Here is a 26,383-nt window from a genome sequence, read left to right as displayed (position 1 = left end):
ACACTTTTATTTGACTCATTACAAGCACGTTGGTTGTTTTATAAGGGAAAATTAGATTTTCAGAGAATGTTTGAGTGTCAAATTTTTCGATGAATTTAGTACTTTCAATTGTAATTAGATAATTGAACTGATTTAAAGTTTTTCAATAGTTACTTAGCAATAAGAGCTGGGTTTTCCTCAACGAATGTTTCAAGTACTTTAAAGAAGTTTAGTATGTCTTGTTTGGTATTGTTTGCATTTACAGTGACCAATCTCACGAAAGTGTCGGCATTGAAAGATCCGAAGCCTACAACAGTAATTTGATGCTCATATAGTGCAGTGCAGAGTATTGTTGGATCAATGTTTTTGTAATTGAAACAGATAGAAATTGAGTCATCAAAACTATATAAAGTGTAATCAGAATTATTTTTGATGTAATCGCGTGCAGTAGCTGCCAAATCAAATTGATGATCAACAATTTGCTTTAAACCAAGTGTTCCAACAGATTTCCAGAGTGTCCAAAACTTCAAGGCATCATTTCTTCTTCCGCATTGAAACGAAGTTTTACCTAGGTTAAAATCATCTCCGTCTGTTTGATACAAGTAATCGGCTTCAATACTAAACGAATTGTGTAAATGTTTTTTATCGTTGACTAATATAATAGAACACGTTAAAGGCGTTCCAAGCATTTTGTGTGCATTGTAACTGAATGAATTAGATTTTTCCATTCCTTTTACAAGATGTTTATAGTGTTCGCTAAAAATTACACTTCCACAATATGCGCCATCAACATGTAGCCAAATATCATATTTTTCTGTGATCGTAGCAATTTTGTCTATCGGATCAAAAGCACCTAAAACGGTTGTTCCTGCCGTAGCATTCACATATGTTGGCACATATCCATCATTCAGATCGGCAATGATTTGCGCTTCTAATTTTTCTGGAATCATTCGTCCTTTTGAATCGGCTTCTATGTGGCGAATATTATTTCTTCCTATTCCTGTAAAACTTGTATTTTTTGCATTCGAATAGTGTGATTCTTTGGAAGTGTATATGACCATTGGCTTGGACATTCCTTTTGATCTACACTCAGGATCTTTAGCATCTCGCGCCATAACCAACGCCATGTAATTACTCATAGATCCGCCTGTTGGAAATGTTCCATTACTTTGCGTTCCATACCCAATTAACTCGCAAGATTTTCTGATAATTTCCTGCTCAATACCAACTTGAGGACCCGCAACTTTGTATGTATACATGCTGTTATTTAGCATTACGGCAAGTAAATCACCTAAAACAGCTTTGCTTTGTCTTCCACCAAATAATTGATTAAAAAATAAATTTGTTGCCGTTTTTGGAGTAGCTATCAGAACGTTTTGAAGCGCAACCTTAAACTCATCATCCATCATTGCTGAATCATTTAGTGATAAATCAACAGCATCGTATAGTTTATTTGCTTCAATTCGGTCAGCAACTGGGTTATTTTCTTCTTCTTTTAATAAGATTTCAATAAGCTCATTAAACAAAGTAATATCACTATTTATATCAGACATTCATTTTTTTTTAAGTTTTTTGCTAATCACAAGGAAACGTATCATAAGACAAATTCTTACTTATGAATTGGCTTGATTTTTCATCAAATACATTGCAATTACGTATTGGTTTTGCATATAGATGAAGAGACATGCTTCTTTTTTTGGAGATATTTTCTAAGCAATGATAGCCCATAAAATCTATCATATAGGTAACATTATTTGCTTTTGAAATTAGTGAAGAAGTACTGATTAGCGCACCAGTTTCGTCTTTTTCGTATCTTGTTTCTTTAAATTCACCTTGAATAATTTTCACCCAACATTCTTCTCCACCATGATCGTGAATCGCTGTTTTTTGTCCTGCTTCCCAACATAATAGAATCAGTTCAAACTCTTCGTTTTCAATAATACAATTTCGGGCGTAACATTCATCAGACCATGAGCTATAGTCAGTAAAATCGCCATTTGGCAAATTCGCAGAACGTATAATATTATCATAATTTGTCCTCTCCTCTTCGCAAAGAGCAGTGATTAAATCATTTAATGATTGAAGATTTGCAGAGTTTTGTTCTTTAGAATTCAAAATATTAATCCTTTTTTCTGTTGATATTGTTCACAAATCCAAGGTCATTCCCTAAATCTAACAAATTATTTTAGGACATTTGTGAAGTAATCCTACTTAGTACAAAATTAGTCATTTTTATACTTTCTGACCAATTTTTAGCTATTATTCAGAAATTTTTTGTGGTAATTACTTCCCGTTTGTCTTAAAGTATTCATGAAGTTTACTATTTTTTTTATATGATAAAAGATTTTTTCTTTCATCAATAGTATCAGTGAACAAAAAAAACCAACAACTAGAAAATATCTTAGTTATTGGTTTTTAATTACTTATAGCTACTAATTAGTATCTCAACTGGTTTACTACATTAGCTACTTTCTCTATAATTATTTAATACGATTTAGTAATTTACTAAAACTTAAAACACATTCTTTTTTAAGTGCTTCATTTTGAAGTTCGTCTGAAATTTGAATGCACTGAATTGGTAACTGATTTGTTCTGCCAGAAGTTTCGTTTTTTAAGCAATTAGACGATAAAACAATTGCGCCATCTACACTTCCATCATTGATCATTTTTAAACATTCCTGCTCGCGTTCGCGCTTTTCAAAGGATTGAAACAACACAATGCGATAGCCAAATTTTGATGCGACTTTTTCTATATTATGCAAAAAACAACTGTAAAATGTAGTATTTACTTGCGGAATAATAATCGCGATGGCTTTTGTTTGTTTTTTACGCAATGCAACCGCATAGTTGTTAGGAACATATTCATGTTTCAATGCAATTTTCTGAATTGCCTTTCGCGTATTTAAACTGATATCAAATTTGTTATTCAACGCTTTTGAAACCGTAGAAATTGAAAAACCCGATAGTTGCGATAATTCCTTTAACGTAATGGCAGATTGCGTAAGATTCATATTCGTAGTGATTTTATAATCTGAAGTGCTTCTCTAGTTAAAGATTCAATTTTCTCTAAATCAAAGTCGCCGTTTTCCTTTTTCTGAATTAATTTTGAACCCATTCCGACACATGTTGCGCCAGCATTAAACCAAGCTTCTAAATTTTCTTTCGTTGGAGAAACGCCGCCTGTTGGCATAATGCTTGTCCAAGGTTGTGGCCCTTTGATGGCTTTGATAAAATTGGGTCCATAAATTCCACCAGGGAATAATTTAACAATTTCGCAACCTAATTCTTCCGCTCTTGCAATTTCTGTTAACGATCCGCAACCTGGTGACCATAATACTTTTCGTCGGTTACAAACAATTGCAATGTCTTCTCGTAATACTGGTGTTACAATAAAATTAGCTCCTAAAGCCATGAATCTTGAAGCAGACGCTGCATCAGTTACAGAACCAACGCCCATAATCATTCCCGGTAATTCGGCAACGGCATATTTAGTTAATTCTCCAAAAACTTCATGTGCAAAATCGCCACGCGCTGTAAATTCTAGTAAACGCGCGCCACCATTATAACATGCTTTTAGCACTTTTTTACTTACTTCTAAATCATTGTGAAAAAATAGAGGAACCAATCCTGTTTCCTTCATTACGTGTGCTACTTCTATTCTTGAATATTGTGCCATTTATAAATGTGTGTTTGTTGAATCGTTTATTTGTTTATTCGTTAAATAAATAAATCGATGTTTTATCTCGCGACTCTTCCAGAAGCGTCTCCGCCCATTAATTTCTCTACTTCAGCTATGGTTGCTAAATTCGCGTCTCCTTTTATTGTATGTTTCAGGCAAGATGCTGCAACTGCAAAATCTAGTGCATTTTGGTCATCTTCTGGGTATTTTAGCAATCCGTAGATTAATCCGCCCATAAATGAATCTCCACCACCAACTCTATCTACAATATCTGTAATTTGGTATTGGCGTGTTTCATACATTTTTGAACCATCATATAAAACGCCTGCCCACGTATTGTGTGAAGCAGAAATAGAACCTCTTAACGTTGTAATTACTTTTTTAGCTCTTGGGAATTTTTCCATCATTTGTTTACAAACTGATAAGAAAGCTTCTGCTTTTACATCATGTCCGTGTTTATGAACATCTAAACCTTCTGGATGAATTCCGAAATGCTTTTCTGCATCTTCTTCATTTCCTAAGATAATGTCACAATACGACGTTAATTCCGTCATAATTGCTTCACGATCTCCGCCGTAATTCCAAAGTTTTGCTCTGTAATTTAAATCTGTCGAAATTGTAATTCCTTTTGCACTTGCTGCTTTTACTGCTTCTAAACATACGTCTGCTGCTCCTTGCGATATTGCAGGTGTAATTCCTGTCCAATGAAACCATTCTACGCCTTCAAAAACTGAATCCCAATCAATCATTCCAGATTCAACTTCAGCTATAGCTGAATGCGCTCTGTCATAGACAACTTTACTTCCTCTACTTACGGCACCAGTTTCTAAGAAATAGATTCCTAAACGATCTCCACCATAAACAATTTTATCAACGCCAACACCACGTTTCCGCATTTCCATCATCGCGCATTGTCCGATATCGTTGTTGGGCAATCTTGTTACAAAATCAACTGAAACTCCATAATTAGCTAAAGAAACAGCTACATTAGATTCTCCTCCACCATATACTACATCGAAGTTATTTGTTTGCGAAAATCTTAAAAATCCTGGAGGTGCTAAACGAAGCATAATTTCTCCGAAAGTGACTACTTTACTCATCTTTTATAGGTCTTAAATTGGTTAAATATCTTTTTGGTTAAACGTTTAAGCAGATTGTTAAAAATAAATCAAAACAACTATGTTTTGATTTTGTGGCGTAAAATGCTATTTTTGCTTAAACGATTAAGCAAATATATAAAAACTAAGTGAATAAAAAAAGAACTACTATAAAAGACATTGCAAATGTTTTGAATATTTCTCCGGCGGCTGTTTCAAAAGCGCTTCATGATGATTCTAGAATAAGTGCAAAAACGAAGGCTGCTGTTAAGCGTGTTGCTAAGGAATTGAATTATCAACCAAATCACTTGGCAAGTGCATTGCGAAGTGGAAAAAGTAATTTAGTGGGTGTAATTGTGCCTAGAACTAGTAGCAATTTTTTTTCCTCGGTCATTCAAAATATAGAAGAAGTACTTACGAAAGAAGGTTATAATATTATTATTACACAATCTAACGAGTCTTTTAAAAAAGAATGTAGCAGTATTGATACGTTACTTTTTACGCAAGTTGATGGAATTATTGCTTCTATGGCGAATGAAACTGTTGATCTTTCCTATTATGAAAAAATAAAATCTAAAGGCATTCCATTGATATTATTTGATAGAGGTGAAAACGACTTGAATGTTGATTATATTGGAATAAACGATTATGATAGTAGTTTTATGATTGTAGAGCATTTAATCTCAAAAGGATGCAAACGTATCGCACATATTGGCGGTTTTAGACATACTCGAATTTTTAATAATAGAATTAGAGGTTATATTGATGCAATTCATAAATATGACTTACCTCATGAAGATGATTTACTAATTGAAAGTAGTTTAACGTTGGAAGATGGACGCTTGAAAATGCAAGAATTATTAGCATTGAAAAATCCGCCAGATGCTGTTTATATCGCTAGTGATTATGCCGCTTTAGGAGCGTTGCAATTGTTGAAAGAAAACAATATTAGTGTTCCAAATGATATTTGCTTGGTTGGTTTTGGTAACGAACCTTTTACATCTTTGGTAACTCCAACGCTTACAAGTATTAATCAACATAGTGCCCAAATTGGTCAATTGGCAGCTCAAACTTTTTTGGAACGTGTTAAGATGGATACTGTAAAACAGACCTTAAATAAAATTATTTTAGATGCAGAATTGATTGAACGCGATTCTTCTCAAAAAAAATAAGCGTTACTGTTTAAAAACAATAACGCTTACTTGCTACCAAAAAAACTTTACAAGGCGTCATTCTGAACTTGATTCAGAATCTCATTATACTGATTTTCAATAATGATGAGAAACCGAATCAAGTTCGGCTTGACGAAATTTTGACTTTTTTGATAGTTACAAATTACTATCAAAAAATGAAATATTTTTTATATTCCTAATGCTTGTCCGCCACCAATTTGGATAGTTTCCGCCGTGATAAATGATGCATCTTTACTTGCTAAGAAAGAGATAACGCCGGCTACATCTTCTGGCTGACCTAATCTACCTAACATAATATTGTTTGCCCACGAAGCAAAAACTTCTGGCTTCGTTGCCTTAATTTGTGCATGAAATGGCGTATCAATTGTTCCTGGAGATACTGCATTTACTCGAATACCGTATTCAGCTAAATCTTTTGCTAAGGCTCTCGTTATTGCATGCACACCCGCTTTTGATGTTCCGTAAATTCCTGCTCCTGGTCCACCAGCAGTCCATCCTGCATTTGATGTATAGTTTATGATTGAAGGATGTTCTCCTTTTTTAAGGTATGGAATTGCTGCTCTTGAAGCAAAAAATACAGAATCCAAGTTGAGTGCCATTACAAATCTATAAAATTCAGTTGTCATTTCTTCAAATCGAGATCTTCCACCTAAACCTCCAGCATTGTTTACTAGCACATCTATTTTACCGTATTTGTCACCTATTTTCTTAATGTTTGTGGTTACTGCATCTTCTTTTGTAACATCGAATCCTAGATATTCAGCAATGATTCCTGCGTCAGTAAGTTCTTTAACTCGTTCTGCTCCTGCTTTGTCGTCAATACCGTTTAAAACTACTGTATATCCGTCATTCCCTAATCTTTTTGCTACTTCAAATCCAATTCCTCCTGTAGCTCCTGTAACTACAGCTATTTTTCCTTTATTGCTCATATTAATTTTTTTTGATTTTTATTTTATTTTGAATAAATATTTTAGTTAACTTTTTGATTTTAATGGTTCAATTTTAGGAATCAAAATCCAAACGCTCGCTATTACTATAAATGCTAATACTGCTCCAATTATAAAAGCAGGTGCATAATTACCGCCAACTGTTAACATTGGTACTAAAGCTACTAAACCTGCACCAGATAATTTTGCTGCTGTACCTGCAAAACCAGAAAGCGTACCTACTGTTTTCTTTCCATATAAATCACTTGGTAATGTTTGTACATTTCCAATGGCTGTTTGAAAACCAAATAGAACGACAGCCATTATTAATACTGCCGCAATAGGTGAACCTGGGCTTGACAAGGCTAATAAAGCTGGAAGCATAATAATACACCCAAGCGTTATCACTACTTTACGAGTTTTATTGACATTCCATCCAGCTTTTAGTCTGTTTTGAGCATATAAACCTCCAAACCAAGCACCTAACATAGCGCCAACATAAGGAACCCAACCGTAAATACCAATTGCTTTTACGTCCATACCATATACTTCTGATAAGTATATTGGAATCCAAAATACGAATAACCACCATATTGGATCTATTGCTGCAGAAGCAATAATAACTCCCCAACTTTGTTTGCGTGAAAGTAATTCTCCTGTAGAAGGATTGTATTCTTCTAATTTTTCGATAGCTACTTCTTTCTCTTTTAATTTTTGACCACCAAGAATATGTGCTTTTTCAGCTGCTGTTAACCAAGGATGCTCTTTTGGCGGTGCTTTTACTAATATTAACCAAGGAATTAACCAGAGTAAACCAATGAGACCTACGATGACAAATATCATTTGCCAACTAAAATAAACGGTTAAAAAAGCAATGGTTGGTATCGCTATAATACCTCCTATTGCGGCACCAGAGTTGAACAATCCTTGTGCAAAAGCTCTTTCGTTTGAAGGAAACCATTCTGCATTTCCTTTTGCTGCTCCTGGCCAGTTTCCTGCCTCAGATATTCCTAGTATTGATCTAAAGAAAGCAAAGCTTAATACACCATTAGCTAAGGCATGAAGTGCGGTAGATATTGACCAAAACCCAATGGATAAAACAAAACCTATTCTTGTTCCAACCTTATCGAATATTTTTCCAAAAATAGATTGTCCAAATGCATATGAAAACATAAAGACTACCGAAATTAGCGCATAAATTTCTTTTCTTTCCGTTGTAGATTTATCTGGATATAAATCTTCTGCAATACTTGGCCATAAAACTACCAAAGCTTGCCTATCGATATAGTTAATAACAGTTGCTAAAGCTATTAGCCCTATAACCCACCATCTTAATCCTTTTAATTTCATAATTTTTATGCATCAGTGATACAAATCCTTGTGAGAACAAGCATTGTACGATGATTTTTGAGCAAATTCGCTCCTGTGTATTTTGTGTGTAATTTGTATGTTGAAGAAATGTGTGTTACGTTTCTATCTATAAAATTACTTCCCTTCGTATATTTTGTATTGCAATGTTGAAGCCGTGCATCTTCAAAATTGGATATTTTGTTTTCATTTAAGTATTATAACAGTATTGGTATAATATTTTAAAATGTTCTTTCATTTTTTGTTTTGCTAATTGCGGATCTTGCTTTTTTATTGCATCAAAAATACTTTGATGTTCTACAATTCCTAATTCCGCTAAACTTTTATCACACACATGATATTTTTCAAAGTTTGTAATGATTTCTGGTGTAATGATAAGCATGAATGTGTTCATCGTGCTATTCCCAGAAGCTTTTGCGATGGCTAGGTGAAATAGTAAATCTTCTTGAACGGCATCTTCGCCGTTGTTAACTTTTTCAGAATACGCATCTAAAGCTTCTTTCATTTTAACAAGATCTTCATCTGTTCTTCGCAATGCTGCTAATCGAGCTGTTTTGAGTTCAAGTAAAATTCTGGTTTCTACTAACGATTTAAAGTCTGGTTCTTCTAAACGAAGAATGTCTTCAATCATACCATTTAATGCGGTTACTCCAATGTTTGCTACAAATGTTCCACTTTGCGGAATTGATTTTAGTAATCCATAAAATTCAAGTTTTTGAATAGCTTCTCTAACATTACTTCGCGTGACTTCAAACTTTTCAGATAACATACGTTCCGATGGAAGTTTGTCGCCAGGTTCCAAGTTTTTTAAATTGATTAAATCTCTTATTTTAGAAATAATCGTTTTTTGAACATCGAATGATTCTGTCTTTGTTAGGATATCTAATTTCATACGTTAAATTCTCTAATTGGTTTACCAAATTATGTATATCAAATTTATAGTATTATAGATGAATGCACTCTTAAAACTCGAAAAAAAATTATTGAACCTTACTGATCTAAATTAGACCAGTAAAACTCAACAAAAAGCATTTATTCAAATTAATTAACTTATTAAATATTAATGTGTTACTTCTAAATTGTAATACCGAACTTTTGCAAATGAACCTTCATCATGTGATTGAAAATAGTTTTCAAAGATTCTTCATTTTTTATTTGCTATTGGAACAGTTATTTTCCAATGACTCAAGTCGATATTTGATTTCTTTCTTTGTAAGTACTTGTCAAAATATGACGACTTACAAAGAAAGAGAGATATCAAATATTAGTATCCTGGATTTTGAGTGATTGCTCCAAAGCTAGATGTTATTTCTGAAATTGGAATAGGTGCTACATAATAGTTAGTATCTGTAAAACCTAATACTGTTGTAGCAGTACCAGTTCTAACCAAATCAAACCATCTGTGTCCTTCAAAAGCTAATTCTAATCTTCTTTCATTAGCAATTGCTGTTCTTACTGCAGTTTGAGTAGTTGCAGTTGTGTTTAGCAAACCTGCTCTAGTTCTAACTTTATTTAATTGTATGATGGCAGCAGGTGTACTTGTATTTTCATTTAATGCTTCCGCATATAATAATATGACATCCGCTAATCTCATTTCTATAAAATCGTGATCTGCGCCACCTGTTTGAGGGAATTTTGGAGATGAAGAATTTGCCTCATCAATAGTTACCACTCTTCTTAAATCTGTATTACCACCAGCTTCACTAACATTAAATGCAGTGATTAGAGATGGATCTAATGGATCTAACGCTTTTGTATCCAATCCAAAAGACCATTCCCAAAACTCAGAAAAACCATATTCATCTGGTATAGAGCTTGATACTTGAGTTGCAAATATGATTTCTGAATTTAAATCATTAACAAAAATATCAGCATAGTTATTTTGTAAAATAACACCTGCTCCAGAAGCTTGGCTTACAGCATCTGCAAGATATGGTTGCGCAAGATTAAAATTACCCATGTGCACATACACTTTACCTAATAAACTTTGAGTTGCAATTAAAGACGCTCGTCCACTAGCTAACCCAGAATTATCTAAAACAGCTATTGCATCTAGTAGATCAGGAATGATAACATTGTTATAAACATCAGTAGCTGGTTGTCTTACTAAAATAGAGGTATCTGTTACGCTTGGTGCAGCAGATAAATTTACAGTAACATCACCAAACATTTGTACTAATTTGAAATAAGATAAAGCTCTTAAGAATCTAGCTTCTGCTATTTGAGTAGCATCTGAAGAATTTTCAATTACATTATTAGCACTTAATATTGACTTGTATAAAGCTGAATAGAAAGGGCGAAAAAATTGATTGTTTAGAGTTCCATCAAATAAATCACCGTTGTATCTATCAAATGCAGGATATGGTTCTTCATCCATTAAAGCGTTATCGGCTCTGAAGTCACCCATTACTGCCATTGGCGTAACAGATCCAAGCTGATAAAAATATGCAGCATTTAAAACTCCGGTAAAATCTGTCAAAGAATCTGAACTAGCGATATTAGGTGGCACTTGATCTAAATCTGATGAACATGCTGTTATAAACAGCAACGATCCTAATAATAAATATATATTTTTCATTTTTTTTTATTTAAAAGTTAACATTTAAACCGAAAGTAAAACTTCGTGCAACTGGACTTGCTCCTACTTGAACACCAGAAGTTGTAGGTCCTAAATAACCTCCATTGGTAGTTTCTATACCTTCTGGATTAAATGATGTATAATCACTTGACCAGAAATATAATAAATTAGTTGCTGCAGCATAAACTCTAAGAGAACTGATACCAAATTTATTAGTTAAATCACTATCAAGTGTATAACCAATAGTTAGGTTTCTTAATGCTACATATGATGCATCTTGTATCACAGCATCTGTTTGATCTCTTGCTCGTGTAAAATGGCGTCCATTAGCATCAGCAATACCATCGTCATTAGCATCAAAACTATCACGTAATCTTCCACCAAATTGTGATTGCCAATATAATGGGTCAATATTGAAAACTTCTGCTCCATGTGATCCTTGAAATTGAAGTGACATATCAAAATCTTTATATTTCATTTGACTATTGAAACCCCAATAAAAATCTGGTGTATTTTGCCCTATTTTAACATAATCGTCTCTATTTATTACACCATCACCATTTTGATCTTTTACATAATATTCTCCACTAGTGGCACCAACGGTTCTTGTTGGATCTGCTACATGAATCATTTCAATTTCTCCAGTAGTTTCTAATCCCCACATTTCACCTATTTCTCCACCAACATAGTTTCTAAATTCTGGACCTCTACCACTTTGACCGTAAACAGTTGGTGGTAATTCGTCTAAACCATCTAGGTCTTTAATTTCTGTATTAACTGTAGATAAGTTACCGCTAACATTCCAAGAGAAGTCATCATTATTTATGATAGTTGCACTTAGTTCAAATTCCAAACCAGTACTTTCAACATCACCTGAATTAATTAGTACACTTGTTGTACCTAAGACTTCAGAAACACTTCTACTAAGCAAGATGTCTTCAATATTAGATGTGTAATAATCTACACTTAATCTAAAACGATTATTTACAAACCCTAAATCAGTACCAAAGTTGGTCTCTGTATTGGTTTGCCAAGTTAAATCTGGGTTTGCAATATTATTAGGGATTCCAAATGCATTCCCAAATACTGATGGTCCAGAATTTAAAAGACTTAACGCATCATAAGCTCCTAAAAAAGCAGTAGTTCCTAGAGAACCAATACTAAATCTTAGTTTTAATAGCGATAGAAGTTCTGACTCATAAAAAGATTCGTTATGCACATTCCATCCTAAAGAAAGTGCTGGGAATGTTGCATGTTTTTCATTGGCTCCAAAACGAGAATCACCATCTCTTCTTACTGAAACAGATGCTAAATAACGATTGTCATACGCATAGTTAATTCTTCCAAAAATACTCTGTCTGTTAATTTCCTCATCTCTTTCCGTTACAGTAATATCTGCAGGATCTAACAAATTATAGTTAACAATATCGCCATATGGGACATTTGTACCTCTTAATGCAGTTCCATCGATGTAGAAATTTTGAAATTCTACACCAACTAAAGCAGCTATATCATGCTTTCCTATTTGTTTTGAATAATCTAACGTAGTTACACTTAATATTGAAGATCTTTTTACGTCTGTCTGATCTAAGTCAGTTTGATTAGTACGTAATCTAGAATCTGCCTCAAGTCCTTGGTAATAATAGTCTTGAGTATCGTTAACATCTGCTCCTAAAACAGTTTTTATATTTAACCCTTCTATAATAGTGTATTGTAAATACGTATTAACATTAGCGAAATACGTTCGTTGTGTTCGTTCTGCATTGTCAAGCTTTGTTGCAGGACCTGCATCTCCTGATCCTCCAATACCATTACCAGATCTTCCATAATGCCAGTCTTGTGCAGTATCACCAGGTTGTAATGTATAGATGCTACTATTAACACCTAAATCAACACCTAAACTACCTCCTCTGTAACCATCGTCAAATGGAGATAACCCCAAATTTTGAGCTTCAACATCCAATTGTTGAACGAATGCAATAGATTCTGCGGTATGATAAATAGGATGTACTCCATAAGCTCTTAAAAGATCTCTTTGATCATGAGCAAGTATTGCTCTATCAGATTTAAATCCATTAAAACTTAATCCTGCTTTTAACTTGTCGCCCAATTTAGCATCGATATTCAAACGCGCATTAATTCTTTCAAACTCTTGAGTAATTGCAATACCTTCAGTATCTTGATAACCAATAGATGCAAAATATTTTACATTTTCATTACCACCACTCATACTAAGGTCATGACTTGTACTATTACCGTTTTGAAAAAGCCATTCTTCTGGACTTATAGCACCAGGTGAATTTCTATAAGCATTTATTCTATAATTTAATAAAGCCGGATCTACCTCAGAAACATCAAAACTCCCGTTGGCTATATTACTCTCTATAGTATTAGCCCATTTGTTAGCATTCATATTTAGATTGTCCCTTTGGTACTTACTTGATGTACTAAAATACGTATTATAACTAAAGGTAGTTTTACCTGTCTTACCTTTTTTGGTTGTAACCAAGATAACACCATTTGCACCTCTAGAACCATAAATAGCTGAAGAAGCAGCATCTTTTAAAACTTCCAAACTTTCAATATCGTTTGGGTTAACAGTTGCTAAATTTCCAGAAATTGGAAACCCATCAACAACAATTAACGGACTTGAATCACCTGAAATAGATGAAGCTGCCCTTACTTGAATCTTTAAATCTGCACCAGGCTCTCCACTTGTATTTTGAATCAAAACACCCGATAATTTACCGGCTAGTGCTTCATCAACACGTGTAGCTTGTACAGCTGCAACATCCTTACCCTTTATTTGTGCTACTGATCCTGTAAGATGTGATTTTTTACGTGTACCATACCCAACAATCACAACTTCATCAAGTGCTGAAGCATCATCTTCTAAGGAAACATTAAGTGTTTTTTGATCTGTAATGGTCACCGTTTTTGTTACAAATCCGATAGACGAGAATTGTAGAACATCACCTTGAGTCACAACAATTTGATAAAGTCCATCGAAGTCTGTTGCAGTACCTTTCGATGTTTTTACATTAAGCACATTTACACCAGGTACAGGTTGACTGTCCGATGTGGCAACGACTTTCCCCTTTAGGGTAAAAGATTCCTGCGCATACATTGTGACGCAAAAGAGCAACATTGCAATGCAGGTCAGCTTACTTTTTAAATTCATAATAGGTTATTTAAATTAGTTAATATTTGACTAATTACTCAAAGCTACAATTCTACCATACTATTTTTTTGTATTTTAGCGGTATGCAAGTTGCGTTAAGCAATTATGTATAATTTTACTTCCCTTCCAAAGAAGTAATATTCCAAAAGGATAGGCGTGCACCTATCCTTTTTTTATGATTAATGAATTGGTTAACCAGATTGGTTAACCAAATATATGTATAAAATTTTGTTAATTCCAACGTTTTCGTGAATTTTATTAATAAAACGTTAAATTTTAACCCGTTTAATGTAATTATTTCATAAAGTCCTCTCTAATAGGACTAAACACATCTATTAAGATTCTTTTTTCTGTACAAACTGCTCCATGCAGTATATGATGTGGAATGTACACTGAATTTCCATAATCAACTAAACTGTTTCAACTTCTCGTAGTGGCTAGCAGATTTTTTCCTTATGATTTATCTCCAAAATATGATACCGCATCTCCACTTAAGAAATCTTCTCTTACAGGACTAAATGTGTCAATTAGTTCTCCTTCTTCTAAACAAACTGCACTATGCAATAAATTAGGTTCTATATATACACCATCTCCTGCTTCTACAAGTTGCTTTTCTCCATCAATTTCAAATTCAAATTTACCAGAAACACAATAAGTAGCTTGTGTGTGAAAATGTTGATGTGGGGAACCTAATGCTCCTTTGTCAAATTTCACTCTTACCATCATAATTTGATTATCATACCCTAAGAACTTTCTTGATACGCCTCCTCCAAGCTCTTCCCATTTCATATCTTTTGAAATGATATACTTTTCACTAAATCGATTCATTGTTTTTATTTTTTTATGATTAATTGATTTTTTGAAATGTAAATCCACCTTTCCAAGTATAGTTTACATCGTTTATTTTTAATGTATGTGTCGCTTCTTTTGAAGCATCTTTGTTTGCAGTTATAAATAGTTTCGTAATTCCATTTACATTGGTTATTGCAATTGCTGTATAATCTTCAGTATTAACAACAACTTTTAATTCTTTGATACTACTGTTTGAATTTACCGCAGATTCTGAAACCGGACTGTAACTACCATGTGCTTCTATTGTTGAAACAAAAAGTGTGTTTTTAGTATTTTTCCTTCTTACCATTAATGCAGCTTCTCTTCTTAGATTGAATGCTGGATCGTTTGCACCAATTCTTGTAAATAGTATTTCGTCGTTCGTGTTAGATACCGTTGTTAAGCTGTAAAATTTCCCCTTGTTTAACCAAGAAAATTTAGTATTATCCGCAGTAGTTTTTGCTGTTCCTTCTACATATAAATGTTGGTATCCGTTTTTGCTTCCTAAAGTTTTTAAAGTTTCTGGTGTTTTGTATTCGAAATTGGTAGTTACTACTTGACCTAAAAAGTAATATGGAAAATCATATTGATTCGCTTTATTAGAAACCACTTTCATAATGTCTAACATGTATGGTTTTTCGAAATCTTCATCTTTAATGATTGCCATAGTTCGAAGCATTTCGGTTCCAGGATATGCGTTTACTTCTTTTGCACTTGCAACTTGAACGTTTTCATTTTCTGAAGAAAAGTAATGTAATACGGAATGGTTTTGACTTCCTATTTCATATTTTGCATTAAAGTGAGAAGTTTCATTTTGAGTTAGTGTATTGTGTGCAATAGTTTGTTTTGCCCACGTTTTGTTTTCTTTTAAGTAATTACCGCCACCTTTTTGCTCAATGTTTACAAAACGTGCCAATCCGTAATCTTGAAGTATTTCTTCTCCTTTTTCGAATAATGAATACGATAATTTATCATAATGCCCATGACTGGATCCTTGTGCAGCATATTTGAAAACAAGTTCGATGTCTTCATTTCTTAAGATCCCAACGCCGCCTTGTGTTCCATTTGGTCCATCGGATAGATTGATTGATTTTTTGTCAAATGGTTTTGCCTTCCTATTTTTTATACCAAGTGCAACTGCCAAACCAGAATCGTCTAATAATACGCGGTCTTGTGCTGTTGCAATGCTTAATAATCCTGGATCTTGTTCTCCAAAATGATACGAAATATCTACCGCAGTCACTAAAGCACTGTTGTAATAGGACATTCCTTTTTGACCATCGTTCAACGGAAAAAAATCTCCATCTGCATCCGATAAGTTTAAAAGTGCATTAATCGATTTTAAAAGTACACCTTCTTTGTATTCAAAAATCTTCAATTCAGGTTTTACATTATGTAATCCTTCCGCAAAAACTAAAAAAGGATACATTGCATATCGTTGGTAATATGGACCTTCATTGTAATAACCATCTGGCGAAAAAGGTTCTTCTATGTTTGCTAGAAAACCTGCTTTTCCGTCTTTATTTAAAAATCCTCCATCATCATCTTTTTCTTTGGTATCTAATTTTAAATCTTTAATTCCATATAAAGCACGATCAATTAATTCTTCATCATTCATTACCAAACCAATCATACCAACAGCGGCATTTCCCCAAGTACTGTGATTGTGTACTCTTTGGTAAAATTGCGGACTGTCTATGGAAATATGATCTGCAAATGGTCTGAATAAGTTGGTTTCTAGCTTGTTGCGTTCTTCTTCCGATAAGTAATTATAGATACAATCGTATGCTTGACTCACATAAACCAACCAATTGGAATCGTTTAAGCATTGCCAAAATAATTTACCTCTAGCATACGAACGAGTTTTTGGATGCAATGGCAATGTTTTGTACATTTCTTCGTATTGCATCAACATATCTTTTACATACTTGGCATATTTTTCGTCGTCTAAAATTTGATATAAAACGCCTGCTTTTTGTAAAACTATCATGTTGCGCTTGTGACGAACATGAGTGTAACCGCCTGAATAATCTTTTGGAATTGGTGTTTCTATTCCTGCTGCAATTTCTGCGTCTATTTCTTCTTGAACCACTTTTAAGGTGTTATCAAAAATTGGAATGTTACCCAATTGCGCTCTAATGTCTTTTACACCTTGAACTGTTAATATTAAATTAGGATGTTGTTGTGAAGTTGAAGTTGATTTTTTATTGTCAGAAACAGTCTCCGCTTCTTTTTCACAAGAAAATATTGTAAAAACAAGCGCAACTATTGCAAATTTTACTATTGTGTTATGTCTTATTTTCATAGTTAGTTTTTAGAAATAATTCCTAAATCTTTAATATCTGTACCTTTATTTTTATTTTAATGAGTTAGATATAGATTATAATATTTTACATAAGAAAATGCATTAGCATCTGTTGTTGTTAAGTAATTACCTGCTTTGAAATAGTTTTCAAATGGCCATTTGTCCAGACTCACATCTTCATATATAAAAGGAGATTCATTATTGAGTGTAACAGTAATTTTTGCGTCAGAAGCTTCAATTTTAAAATCGAAAGCATCATAACCAACATACCCTAAATTTTCTTTAATGTCGTACCAAGTACTGTTTGAAGTCTCTAGTAAATCATCGCCAGAAGTGCTTTCATCGATTAATGATTTTTTGTGCGACCAAACATATCCGTCTTTCCAATAGATTTTAATTAATGGCGGACTATTGTTTGATGAGAAACCATGTGTTGCCATATCTGCTTCCGAAATGATTCCGTGAATTTGCATCACAATCACTTTATGATACGTATCACTTGAGTTGGAATTTTCTGAAACGTCAACCACTTTTAAGCGACCTTGCATAATTCCACCTTCTAGCAACGTCCAATTTTCTCTTGAGTTTGAAGGATTTATTAATTCTCGTAATTCCGTACGCGAATACGAACTATTTGTCGTAGAAACCTCTGGAAACGTGTAGAAAACTACCGATTCATCATCTGCATCATCATACATATAAGGTTGTACAGGCGCTAAAGTTTGATAGCCAAAGTTTATTAATTCGTTTGGTTGATATTCGTCAGGTTTTCCGTCGTTGTTTTCATCAACAGGAAGTGTGACTTTCCAATCTGTAAAATCAATATCTGCAAAGTTTACAACTGGTGGCGTCGGGTCTGGAGTTGTTGGAGTTGACGTATTTGTAGGCGTTGGTCTGTCTAATTCATCATCACTTGAGCAACTTGTAGAAATAATCAAACAAACAGACAGCAATAGCACTTTGTGTATACGACTCAAAATAGATAATTTTAGATACATATTTTAAATTGGTTAACCAGATTGGTTTACCAAATATAAGTATATTTCTGAATGCAGCAAATTTTTAGGTATAAATTGAGGGTTTTAATGAAGATATTACCATTTTAAAGCTTATTTACAGACAATTTCGCAGAAAAAGCTGAATTTATTATTAATGTAATAGTTGTCTCTAAGTTAAACTCAGAGGTCGCCAAAGTGTAAATTTTTAATTTTCAACATACTACAATGTGAAAAAACTGAAAACAGGATTAAGAAAGCACCCTTTTGAGGTTATAACAGGTGAAAAAATAGTCTCTAAAGACAAAATATGTAATCACAAAACTTCCGTATATTTCTCTTATTTAGCATAATAACAGGAGCTTTATATGAAAGTAATAGCCATTTTATGGCTGTAACTCCTCGAATTATTTTGGGTTTTTGCAAACTCTAAATAAATTAAGCAACAAATTTACGCAGATGGACTTTACCGTTTAGTTGTAAAACTAATTAACCGTATCTTTGCACTCATATGCAGACAAATAAACTTTCAGATTGGTTACCAACAACGAACAAAGAAGTAAAAATTCGAGGTTGGGAGGAATTAGATGTGATTCTATTTAGCGGAGACGCTTATGTAGATCATCCTTCATTTGGACCAGCCGTTATTGGTCGTATTTTGGAGAGTTATGGATTAAAAGTAGCTATTGTTCCGCAACCAAGTGTGAATGATGATTTGCAGGATTTTACAAAATTAGGAATTCCAAAATTATTTTTTGGAGTTACTGGTGGTTGTATGGATCCTATGGTAAGTAATTATACCGCGAGTAAAAAACGTAGAGATAAAGATGCCTATTCACCAAATGGTGATAAAGGATTTCGACCAGATTACGCCACATCAGTTTATTCAAGTATTTTAAAAGATAAATTTCCAAATGTTCCTGTTTTAATAGGAGGAATTGAAGCTTCTCTGCGTCGCGTAACGCACTACGATTATTGGAGTGATAAACTAATGCCAAGTATTTTAGAAACTTCGAAAGCAGATATGTTGGTTTATGGAATGGGAGAACAACCTTTGCGAGAAATTGTGAAGCTATTGCAAAAAGGAGTGCCTTTTTCAAGTTTAAGAACTATAAAGCAAACCGCTTTTTTAGTGACTAAAGATGAAGCCATTCCTAAAAATAAAAATTGGGATGATGTCGAAATTCAATCACATGAAGTTTGTTTAAAGGATAAGAAGAAGTTTGCTTCTAACTTTAAAGTGATAGAGCAAGAATCTAACAAGCTTAAAGCAAGACGAATTTTTCAAAATATAAAAGAGAGAACATTGGTGATAAATCCACCATATCCTACCATGACAGAAAAGGAAATTGACGCTTCTTTCGATTTACCTTATACACGTTTACCACATCCAAAATATAATAAGCGTGGACCAATTCCTGCGTTTGAGATGATTAAGACTTCTATCAATATTCATCGTGGTTGTTTTGGAGGTTGTAGTTTCTGTACGATATCTGCACATCAAGGAAAATTTATTGCAAGTCGTAGTGAAGAATCAATATTAAGAGAAGTAGATAAAGTTGCCAATATGCCTGATTTTAAAGGCTATTTGTCAGATATTGGCGGACCATCTGCTAATATGTATAAAATGAAAGGGAAAGTACAATCCATTTGCGACAAATGTGTAGCACCTTCTTGTATTTCGCCTGTAATTTGCAGTAATTTAGATACGTCTCATAAACCGCTCACCAAATTATATCAGGCAGTAGATAGTCATCCTAAAATAAAAAAATCATTTATTGGAAGTGGCATTCGTCACGATATGTTGGTCCCTGAATTCAATAAGAATGCGGATCCAAAAGAATTAGATGATTATACAGAAGAAGTGATGACAAAACATATTTCTGGACGTTTAAAAGTAGCTCCAGAACATACGTCTGATCCCGTTTTAAAGTTAATGCGTAAACCGTCATTTAAATATTTTCATAAGTTTAAAGAGCGTTTTGACAAAATCAATATTAAGAAGAACTTAAAGCTTCAATTGATTCCTTATTTTATTTCAAATCATCCTGCTTGCGAAGTAGAAGATATGGCAAATTTGGCTGCTGAAACTAAGGATATGGGTTTTCAGTTAGAGCAAGTACAAGGCTTTACACCAACACCAATGACGGTTGCAACGGTTATTTATTATAGTGGTTATCATCCATATACCTTAAAACCAACCAAAACTCCAAAATCTAAAAAAGAAAAGGAAGAGCAGCATCGTTTCTTCTTTTGGTATAAAAAGGAAAATAAAGGTTGGATTCGTAAAACGTTGAATAAACTAGGCAGAAAAGATTTAGTAGAAGCGTTAGTGCCCGAAGAGGAAACTAATTCTTGGAGAAGCATTAAACCAAAAGAGGTAAAAAACACGTTTGATGATGCGATTCCTTCAAGTCGTTCAAGTCAAAAACGCAAACACAAATCTAGAAAGAAGCGACGTTAAATTATAGCTTTTGTTTTAGTTTTAGTTTTAGTTTTAGATAGATAAAGAAAACCATTAATGCCGAAGCTTGAAATAATCCATGAAAACAACGATTATTTAGTCGTAAACAAAGCTGCAGGTCTCATCAGTGAGAAAAGTCACTACGAAGATATCACTGTTGAAACACAAGTTCTTACTCACCTTTTAAAAAGTAAACGGAAGCCTTATATAGGAATTATACATAGATTAGATCGCGTCACAAGTGGCGTTTTAATTCTTGCCAAGAAAAAAAGTGTTCTTGTAGCTTTTAATGATTTGTTTAGTAGTCGTAAAATTCAAAAAACGTATTTGGCAATTGTCAAAAATAAGCCAGCAAAGAATAAAGGAAACTTAGTAAATTTTCTCGTAAAAAATAACAAAGAAAAAAGAGCAGAAATCGTTCAATCAAAATCAAAAGACACGCTAAACTGCATGCTGTCCTATGAAGTGATCGATAAAAATGATTTTGGATATCTTTTAGAGGTTAGACCAAAAACTGGCAGATTTCACCAAATACGTGCCCAATTAGCAAACATTAATCTTCCTATTATTGGAGATGAAAAGTATGGTTCACATCAAGAATACTTACCGCTTTCAATTTGTCTTCACGCATGGAAATTAACCTTTGAAATGCCTGACTCTAAAGAAATCAAAACCTTCGAAGCACCTTTGCCTACGAACGCTTTTTGGACATTCAAATCTATTTAGACTTCTCAAGTATTTTTCATCAGATACTCCCGATTTCGTATAACAGAATGATCAACTATAAAAAAACGGACAAATCGCTATCCATTATTTATTTTATTATTGAACTCCAACTCTGGTAGGTTTTTCATAAAACAAAATCCCTTCCAAATAAATGAAAGAAATTTTGTGATCTCGAACCTTCAAAGTTCAAACTTTTTGGTGGAGGATTTGAAAAAGGTACATCAATTTAAAAAACTGATTTTATAATTCAATCCATAGGATACATCAAACTATTTTTTTTAGTGTAAAAATTGGAAGGTAGAAAAATATTGCTATTAGAGAAAATAGTAATCCTCCTATTGTACCTGCGCCAAGTGCAAACCAGAACACTTCATTTTGTCCTTCAATCACAAAAGGTATAAATCCTAAAATTGTAGATAGTATAGTAAGTAATATTGGAACTATTTTTTGTTTAAATGCTTCTATATAAAGCTGTAATTTATCAGTATTAGGGAATTCTTTCTTTAAATTATTAAATCCATTAATTATAAAAATACTAGAGTTAACTGTTATTCCACTAAGCAGAATAAAGCATGCTAGACCTCCTTGATCAAAACTAAAATTAAATACATAAAAGGTTAAAAAAACACCTATAAATGTAATCGGCACTAAGCTTAAAATAATAAAAGGCTGTTTTAAGCTTTCAAATAGAATAGCGCAAATTAAATATATAATTCCTAAAACTAATATCAACAAAGCTGTATAGTTGTTTTCGTCGATTGTAAATAAATTACTCCGTTTAGATTTCTCAAAAGTATAACCAATTGGCAACTTTTCTTTCAGTTTTTCAAGTTTTGCATCCAATACATCTGAACCGTATTTTTCAGTCCCTGTGTATTCAAATTGAACGAGTCTGATGTATTCTTGATTTTCTCTATAAATGCTTTCATCTTGTCTCTCTTTAGACACTTCTGCTATATTTTTTAATAGTATCGGCACTTTTAAACTATCTAAAGGAATATTTTTTATATGCCAAATATCAAACTCTTTTGATTGTTTTGATTCTAATCGAATTGGAATGTTTTCTCCTTGTACATTTAATGAAAAATCTTGATTTTTTGATAGCGTGTTATATTGCAGTTCCTCTATAATTTCCATTGTAGTTATATTTGCCAGTGCTAGCTTTTCCCTATCTAGTAAAAAGCGATATTCATATGTAGGCTTTTTCATGAAAGGGCTATTCTCTCTAACATATATTTTTTGTATTCTTGGATGTTCCTTCAAAGAAACTTTTAGACTGTCTGCCCAACTATTGAGTTCATCATAATTGTAGCCTTTTGCAGTGACAGAAAAGTTTGTGTATTCATTGGAGCCACTTTGATTATTAAAGCCTCTACCTACACCATAAACACTCCAATCCATTCCACCAAAGTTGATTACTTTTTCTATGATTCTAGACTTTAATTCATCAGGAAATACACTATTAGAATATTGATTTTTAAAAGTAATTTCAATACGCCCATAGTCATTGTATACAATCGTTGTAAACTTTTTTATCGCTTCATATTGCTTTAGATAGTTTTCAATAGTCAAAAAAACCTCATTCACTTGATGTACGGTTGCTCCTTTTTCTAAAGTAGCAATGACATATAATTTGTTTTCAGCATTTCTACTGTAATAAACATTTTCAAAAACATACACATTAAACAATCGAAATGTTCCTCCTAAATAGGTGTCAATATGTGGTTTTACATTTTCTACATACCAATCGCTTCCTAAGGTGTTATTGTATGTTTTTTCATACCAAGTCTCATTTTTCTCCAATTTATCAGGAAGCATAAAAAATGGAATTCCAAAAATTAAAATAATAATTAGAATGGCTAATTTTTTAAATCGGAGTTGAAAGGAAATAATGTGTCTATAAATGTTGTAGAATCGCTTCTTCAATGCGCTACTCCAGTTCTTTTCAGCTTTGAAAGGTATTTGAATTTTTTCCATCAAAGCAGGAATCAAATAAAAAGCAACGCCTAGTGAGATACTTAAGTTGATCATAATGACTAATGCAAAATCGATTAAATTCATTTTATGCTGATCATCCAAGAAATAAATTACTGATAAGGCTCCTATAGTCGTTAAAGTAGCGGCTAAAATTGATATAAAAACCGACTTATTGTGTTGATGCTTTATATGATCAATCATGACAATACTATTATCAATAATTAATCCTAAAGAAATAGTAATACCTGCCAATGAATATAATTGTATTTCTATTTGAAAAAGAAAATAGAATAGAAATGCAATACAAATATTCGCGCCTAAGCTAATTACAGCTATTAGTAAATATTTTAAACTTCCATAGATGCATAAAATAAAAAGCAACAAAATTCCAACGGTATAAAAAGATCTTTTATAAATTTTAGCCAATTCCTGCTTCAAATATTCTGTGCTATCATACGTTTTGGTAATTGTATATCCTTTGGGTAAATTTTCGCTTTCTATACGTAAGATATTTTCTATTTCATCCGCTAAAGAAATCACATTTGCCCTTTTTCTAGGGAATATGTGTAGGGTAACTGCATTATCTCCATTGATTCTAAAGAAACTTTGTGCTTCTTGTTCTTGTTTCATTATAGTGGCAATATCCCTTAAGTATATAATTCTATTTTGTATTTTCTTTATGGGTATATTTTTGTCGAGGAGTTGGCTATGAGGAACTATAGAAAAAGTTAAAAAGCGTTCATTTCTAATAAAACTCCCTAATCCTTCTTTGGCGAAAGCCTTCTGTAGCGCTTGTGCAATATCATTTTTACTAATTTTTAGTGTTTTTAATAAAAGGTTATCCGTGGTAATAACATACTCTTTAGCATTAGCTCCAGAAACTTCAGTATGGTCTACATCTTTAATGGCTCCTATGATGGGTTCTATTGACGATGTAACCTGTTCTTTTATTGATAATGCACTCGTATTTGCTTTGATGCTGTAGGATAAAAATGCGCTATCTTCTTCATCATTAGGTCTATTAATGTTTATCGTAGGATAACTAGATTGCTCAGGTAATTTTTTATACACTTGCCGAATCAACATGGCAACCTCAAAACGAGCAATATCTAAGTCTTTATAAGTGTCAAATTCTAAAAGAATATACCCATTGCCTTTAGAACTTTTGGACTTTATTGCTTTTACGCCTTTCAATGTTGAAAAACTAGCTTCTAGTTTGGAAGTAATGCTTCGTTCTAAACTATAGGGAGAGGCATTACTCCAATTGTAACTTACAGTTATAGAAGGTAATGAAGAGCTCGGATTTAACTTTACAGAAAGTTTAAAAAAAAAGAAAACACCTACTAAAGATAGTACGGTAAATATTGAAAATATTTTAAAATTTGAAATACGCAAGTGTAACTATTTTTAACAAACATACATAATTTGGTAAAAAAACAGACATGCTTAAGTAAGTATATACTTAAAATTTTATATTTATTATCATATTTGTTGTATATTAAAATGTGTTAAAGTCTTAAAAAGATTTTTATGATAAAAGTAATTATTGGATGTTGTGTATTGTTTTTCATTAGCTGCAATACATCAAATAAAAAAGGTATTGATACTGATGTTATAGCTGATCAAAAACTGAATGAAGCTACCGAAGTTTCCGTTGCAACTTTGCAACAGGATCGCTTTATGCAACAAATTATTTCCAATGGTAAAATTGAAGCGATCAATAAAACTGAGTTAAGGTTTAAAATGAGTGAGCGTTTAGCATCAATCCGTGTAAAAAATGGACAAGAAGTTGCTAAGGGACAAATTATAGCAACTTTAGATAATGCCATGTTAAAAAACCAGCTTGACAGAGCTCAAATTAACTTTGATAAAGCTAACAATAAGTTAAAAGAAGAAGAAATAAGGTACGGTTTTAAAACTACCAAAAATGATGAGACAAAGTCGAAAATTTTACATACTATAAAGATCCAAAGTGGATATTATGAAACAGAAAATACCCTAAAAAGAGCCAACATATTATATGAACAAACTGTTTTAAAAGCTCCTTATAAAGGCATCATAGCAAATTTAGAGAGCAAAATAGGAAACTTTATTACTTCAGGAGATGTTTTTTGTTTTGTTATTGCAGAACATCAACTAGAAGTTGTTTTTCCTGTACTAGAAACCGAATTGGAATTTATACACAAAAACCAGGAAGTTACTATTACTACTTTTGCCAATCAAGATAAAACGTACAATGGCTTTATAACTGAAATTAATCCACTAGTTGATGATAACGGACTCATACAAGTAAAAGCCAAAATAGCTTTTTTAGAAGCATCTTTATTTGATGGTATGAATGTAAAAATTATACTAAATAGAGTTGTGAAAGATATTGTAGTAATTCCAAAAGAAGCATTGGTTTTACGCTCAAACAAAGAAGTTGTTTTCACTTTAGAAAATGGGGTTGCTAAATGGAATTATGTAGCAGTGAAAGATGAAAATAGTAAAAGCTATGCTATTGAAAAAGGACTACAACTAGGAGATACGATTATAATTTCAGGAAATTTAAATTTATCTCATAATTCTAAAGTTAAAATCACTCAATAAAGTACTGAATTTTCTACATTTTTATATACTTTTTTATCTACTTATACTGTAAAAAATTTGCTTTTCTCGATTATTTTTGCCATATTTGGGTATAACCAAAAAACCAAAATCATGAAAAAAAAGAATTTAATTCCACTATTAATGGTGGTACTATTCGGCATTGCTACTTTATTTTCTGTTAATGCTCAAACTACTAGCGATGCTCAAACCCCTACAAGAGTTGACGCTGACGTAGTACCTATTAAATGCTACTGTGTTAAAGTTGAACAAGAAACTAAATGTAAAGCCTTGAACAATGGAGGAGATCTCACTTTATGTGCAAGTGGAACTGCTGACAAACCAAATGTAAAATGTTGGGAGTATGACGAAAATTGCCGCTAAGCTTTACTAAATTTTAAAAAAAAAGCATGAGGTTGTCTGAAAAGTGTTTGAAAGCGTCATTCTGAACTTGATTCAGAATCTCATTATATTGATTTTCAATGATTATGGGAAACC

19 protein-coding genes and 1 pseudogene are annotated in these 26,383 nt (G+C 32.9%); 5 read left to right on the top strand and 15 right to left on the bottom strand.

Annotation, left to right across the window (positions count from 1 at the left end):
• Positions 1–149: 149 nt before the first annotated feature.
• The 5 genes from IMCC3317_RS18580 to IMCC3317_RS18560 form a co-directional block, all read right to left on the bottom strand.
• Positions 150–1,532: a pyridoxal phosphate-dependent decarboxylase family protein gene (locus tag IMCC3317_RS18580; protein WP_160130982.1), complete on the bottom strand. Its 1,383-nt coding sequence runs from the start codon at positions 1,530–1,532 to the stop codon at positions 150–152.
• Between the two features lie 22 nt (positions 1,533–1,554).
• Positions 1,555–2,094, bottom strand: coding sequence for a cysteine dioxygenase (locus IMCC3317_RS18575; RefSeq protein WP_160130981.1), 540 nt, complete (start codon positions 2,092–2,094; stop codon positions 1,555–1,557).
• Between the two features lie 365 nt (positions 2,095–2,459).
• On the bottom strand, positions 2,460–2,990 hold the full coding sequence (locus IMCC3317_RS18570) for a LacI family DNA-binding transcriptional regulator (RefSeq protein WP_160130980.1): 531 nt from the start codon (positions 2,988–2,990) through the stop codon (positions 2,460–2,462).
• A complete protein-coding gene (locus IMCC3317_RS18565) occupies positions 2,987–3,655 on the bottom strand; it encodes a bifunctional 4-hydroxy-2-oxoglutarate aldolase/2-dehydro-3-deoxy-phosphogluconate aldolase (RefSeq protein WP_160130979.1) in 669 nt (222 codons plus the stop codon). The genes IMCC3317_RS18570 and IMCC3317_RS18565 overlap by 4 nt, the downstream gene beginning before the upstream one ends.
• A 62-nt stretch (positions 3,656–3,717) precedes the next feature.
• The gene (locus tag IMCC3317_RS18560) at positions 3,718–4,758 is read right to left on the bottom strand and encodes a sugar kinase (protein WP_160130978.1); all 1,041 of its coding nucleotides are present in this window, start codon (positions 4,756–4,758) and stop codon (positions 3,718–3,720) included.
• A gap of 146 nt (positions 4,759–4,904) precedes the next feature.
• Between IMCC3317_RS18560 and IMCC3317_RS18555 the strand changes: the two genes are divergently transcribed.
• A complete protein-coding gene (locus tag IMCC3317_RS18555) occupies positions 4,905–5,927 on the top strand; it encodes a LacI family DNA-binding transcriptional regulator (protein WP_160130977.1) in 1,023 nt (340 codons plus the stop codon).
• Between the two features lie 188 nt (positions 5,928–6,115).
• On the opposite strand, the gene IMCC3317_RS18550 is transcribed toward IMCC3317_RS18555, so the two are convergent.
• The 9 genes and pseudogenes from IMCC3317_RS18550 to IMCC3317_RS18515 all read right to left on the bottom strand — a co-directional run bounded on the left by IMCC3317_RS18550 (position 6,116) and on the right by IMCC3317_RS18515 (position 18,114).
• On the bottom strand, positions 6,116–6,877 hold the full coding sequence (locus tag IMCC3317_RS18550) for an SDR family NAD(P)-dependent oxidoreductase (protein ID WP_160130976.1): 762 nt from the start codon (positions 6,875–6,877) through the stop codon (positions 6,116–6,118).
• A gap of 45 nt (positions 6,878–6,922) precedes the next feature.
• Positions 6,923–8,224, bottom strand: a complete 1,302-nt coding sequence (locus tag IMCC3317_RS18545; RefSeq protein ID WP_160130975.1) for an MFS transporter — start codon at positions 8,222–8,224, stop codon at positions 6,923–6,925.
• Positions 8,225–8,432: 208 nt separating this feature from the next.
• On the bottom strand, positions 8,433–9,134 hold the full coding sequence (locus IMCC3317_RS18540; protein WP_160130974.1) for a FadR/GntR family transcriptional regulator: 702 nt from the start codon (positions 9,132–9,134) through the stop codon (positions 8,433–8,435).
• Positions 9,135–9,506: 372 nt separating this feature from the next.
• A complete protein-coding gene (locus tag IMCC3317_RS18535; protein WP_228054848.1) occupies positions 9,507–10,751 on the bottom strand; it encodes a RagB/SusD family nutrient uptake outer membrane protein in 1,245 nt (414 codons plus the stop codon).
• A gap of 79 nt (positions 10,752–10,830) precedes the next feature.
• Positions 10,831–13,968, bottom strand: coding sequence for a SusC/RagA family TonB-linked outer membrane protein (locus tag IMCC3317_RS18530; protein ID WP_228054846.1), 3,138 nt, complete (start codon positions 13,966–13,968; stop codon positions 10,831–10,833).
• A gap of 327 nt (positions 13,969–14,295) precedes the next feature.
• Positions 14,296–14,403: pseudogene (locus IMCC3317_RS23920) on the bottom strand (cupin domain-containing protein); the annotation flags it as partial.
• A 51-nt stretch (positions 14,404–14,454) separates the two neighbouring features.
• Positions 14,455–14,829: a cupin domain-containing protein gene (locus tag IMCC3317_RS18525; RefSeq protein WP_160130971.1), complete on the bottom strand. Its 375-nt coding sequence runs from the start codon at positions 14,827–14,829 to the stop codon at positions 14,455–14,457.
• A 19-nt stretch (positions 14,830–14,848) separates the two neighbouring features.
• A complete protein-coding gene (locus tag IMCC3317_RS18520; protein WP_160130970.1) occupies positions 14,849–17,137 on the bottom strand; it encodes a heparinase II/III domain-containing protein in 2,289 nt (762 codons plus the stop codon).
• Between the two features lie 56 nt (positions 17,138–17,193).
• Complete coding sequence (locus tag IMCC3317_RS18515) at positions 17,194–18,114, bottom strand: polysaccharide lyase family 7 protein (protein ID WP_228054844.1); 921 nt, start codon at positions 18,112–18,114, stop codon at positions 17,194–17,196.
• A 529-nt stretch (positions 18,115–18,643) separates the two neighbouring features.
• On the opposite strand from IMCC3317_RS18515, the gene IMCC3317_RS18510 reads away from it, so the two are divergent.
• Both IMCC3317_RS18510 and IMCC3317_RS18505 read left to right on the top strand, forming a co-directional pair.
• Entirely contained in the window at positions 18,644–20,596 is a 1,953-nt protein-coding gene (locus IMCC3317_RS18510) for a YgiQ family radical SAM protein (RefSeq protein ID WP_160130968.1), read from the top strand.
• A 57-nt stretch (positions 20,597–20,653) separates the two neighbouring features.
• On the top strand, positions 20,654–21,322 hold the full coding sequence (locus tag IMCC3317_RS18505) for an RluA family pseudouridine synthase (RefSeq protein WP_160130967.1): 669 nt from the start codon (positions 20,654–20,656) through the stop codon (positions 21,320–21,322).
• 264 nt (positions 21,323–21,586) lie between these two features.
• On the opposite strand, the gene IMCC3317_RS18500 is transcribed toward IMCC3317_RS18505, so the two are convergent.
• Complete coding sequence (locus tag IMCC3317_RS18500; RefSeq protein WP_160130966.1) at positions 21,587–24,694, bottom strand: efflux RND transporter permease subunit; 3,108 nt, start codon at positions 24,692–24,694, stop codon at positions 21,587–21,589.
• Between the two features lie 135 nt (positions 24,695–24,829).
• On the opposite strand from IMCC3317_RS18500, the gene IMCC3317_RS18495 reads away from it, so the two are divergent.
• Together IMCC3317_RS18495 and IMCC3317_RS18490 are read left to right on the top strand one after the other, a co-directional pair.
• Positions 24,830–25,888, top strand: coding sequence for an efflux RND transporter periplasmic adaptor subunit (locus tag IMCC3317_RS18495; protein WP_160130965.1), 1,059 nt, complete (start codon positions 24,830–24,832; stop codon positions 25,886–25,888).
• Between the two features lie 111 nt (positions 25,889–25,999).
• Complete coding sequence (locus tag IMCC3317_RS18490) at positions 26,000–26,269, top strand: hypothetical protein (RefSeq protein ID WP_160130964.1); 270 nt, start codon at positions 26,000–26,002, stop codon at positions 26,267–26,269.
• Positions 26,270–26,383 lie beyond the last annotated feature (114 nt).

Origin of the sequence: Kordia antarctica, from assembly GCF_009901525.1 — a bacterium.
In the GTDB taxonomy this organism is placed as follows: domain Bacteria; phylum Bacteroidota; class Bacteroidia; order Flavobacteriales; family Flavobacteriaceae; genus Kordia; species Kordia antarctica.
This window is presented reverse-complemented; position numbering and strand designations above follow the sequence as displayed.

Coding starts and splice junctions, on each gene's coding strand:
- IMCC3317_RS18560 (WP_160130978.1), bottom strand. CDS start 4,758: ATGAGTAAAGTAGTCACTTTCGGAGAAATTATGCTTCGTTTAGCACCT.
- IMCC3317_RS18550 (WP_160130976.1), bottom strand. CDS start 6,877: ATGAGCAATAAAGGAAAAATAGCTGTAGTTACAGGAGCTACAGGAGGA.
- IMCC3317_RS18580 (WP_160130982.1), bottom strand. CDS start 1,532: ATGTCTGATATAAATAGTGATATTACTTTGTTTAATGAGCTTATTGAA.
- IMCC3317_RS18490 (WP_160130964.1), top strand. CDS start 26,000: ATGAAAAAAAAGAATTTAATTCCACTATTAATGGTGGTACTATTCGGC.
- IMCC3317_RS18540 (WP_160130974.1), bottom strand. CDS start 9,134: ATGAAATTAGATATCCTAACAAAGACAGAATCATTCGATGTTCAAAAA.
- IMCC3317_RS18505 (WP_160130967.1), top strand. CDS start 20,654: ATGCCGAAGCTTGAAATAATCCATGAAAACAACGATTATTTAGTCGTA.
- IMCC3317_RS18495 (WP_160130965.1), top strand. CDS start 24,830: ATGATAAAAGTAATTATTGGATGTTGTGTATTGTTTTTCATTAGCTGC.
- IMCC3317_RS18570 (WP_160130980.1), bottom strand. CDS start 2,990: ATGAATCTTACGCAATCTGCCATTACGTTAAAGGAATTATCGCAACTA.
- IMCC3317_RS18530 (WP_228054846.1), bottom strand. CDS start 13,968: ATGTTGCTCTTTTGCGTCACAATGTATGCGCAGGAATCTTTTACCCTA.
- IMCC3317_RS18520 (WP_160130970.1), bottom strand. CDS start 17,137: ATGAAAATAAGACATAACACAATAGTAAAATTTGCAATAGTTGCGCTT.
- IMCC3317_RS18565 (WP_160130979.1), bottom strand. CDS start 3,655: ATGGCACAATATTCAAGAATAGAAGTAGCACACGTAATGAAGGAAACA.
- IMCC3317_RS18525 (WP_160130971.1), bottom strand. CDS start 14,829: ATGAATCGATTTAGTGAAAAGTATATCATTTCAAAAGATATGAAATGG.
- IMCC3317_RS18510 (WP_160130968.1), top strand. CDS start 18,644: ATGCAGACAAATAAACTTTCAGATTGGTTACCAACAACGAACAAAGAA.
- IMCC3317_RS18545 (WP_160130975.1), bottom strand. CDS start 8,224: ATGAAATTAAAAGGATTAAGATGGTGGGTTATAGGGCTAATAGCTTTA.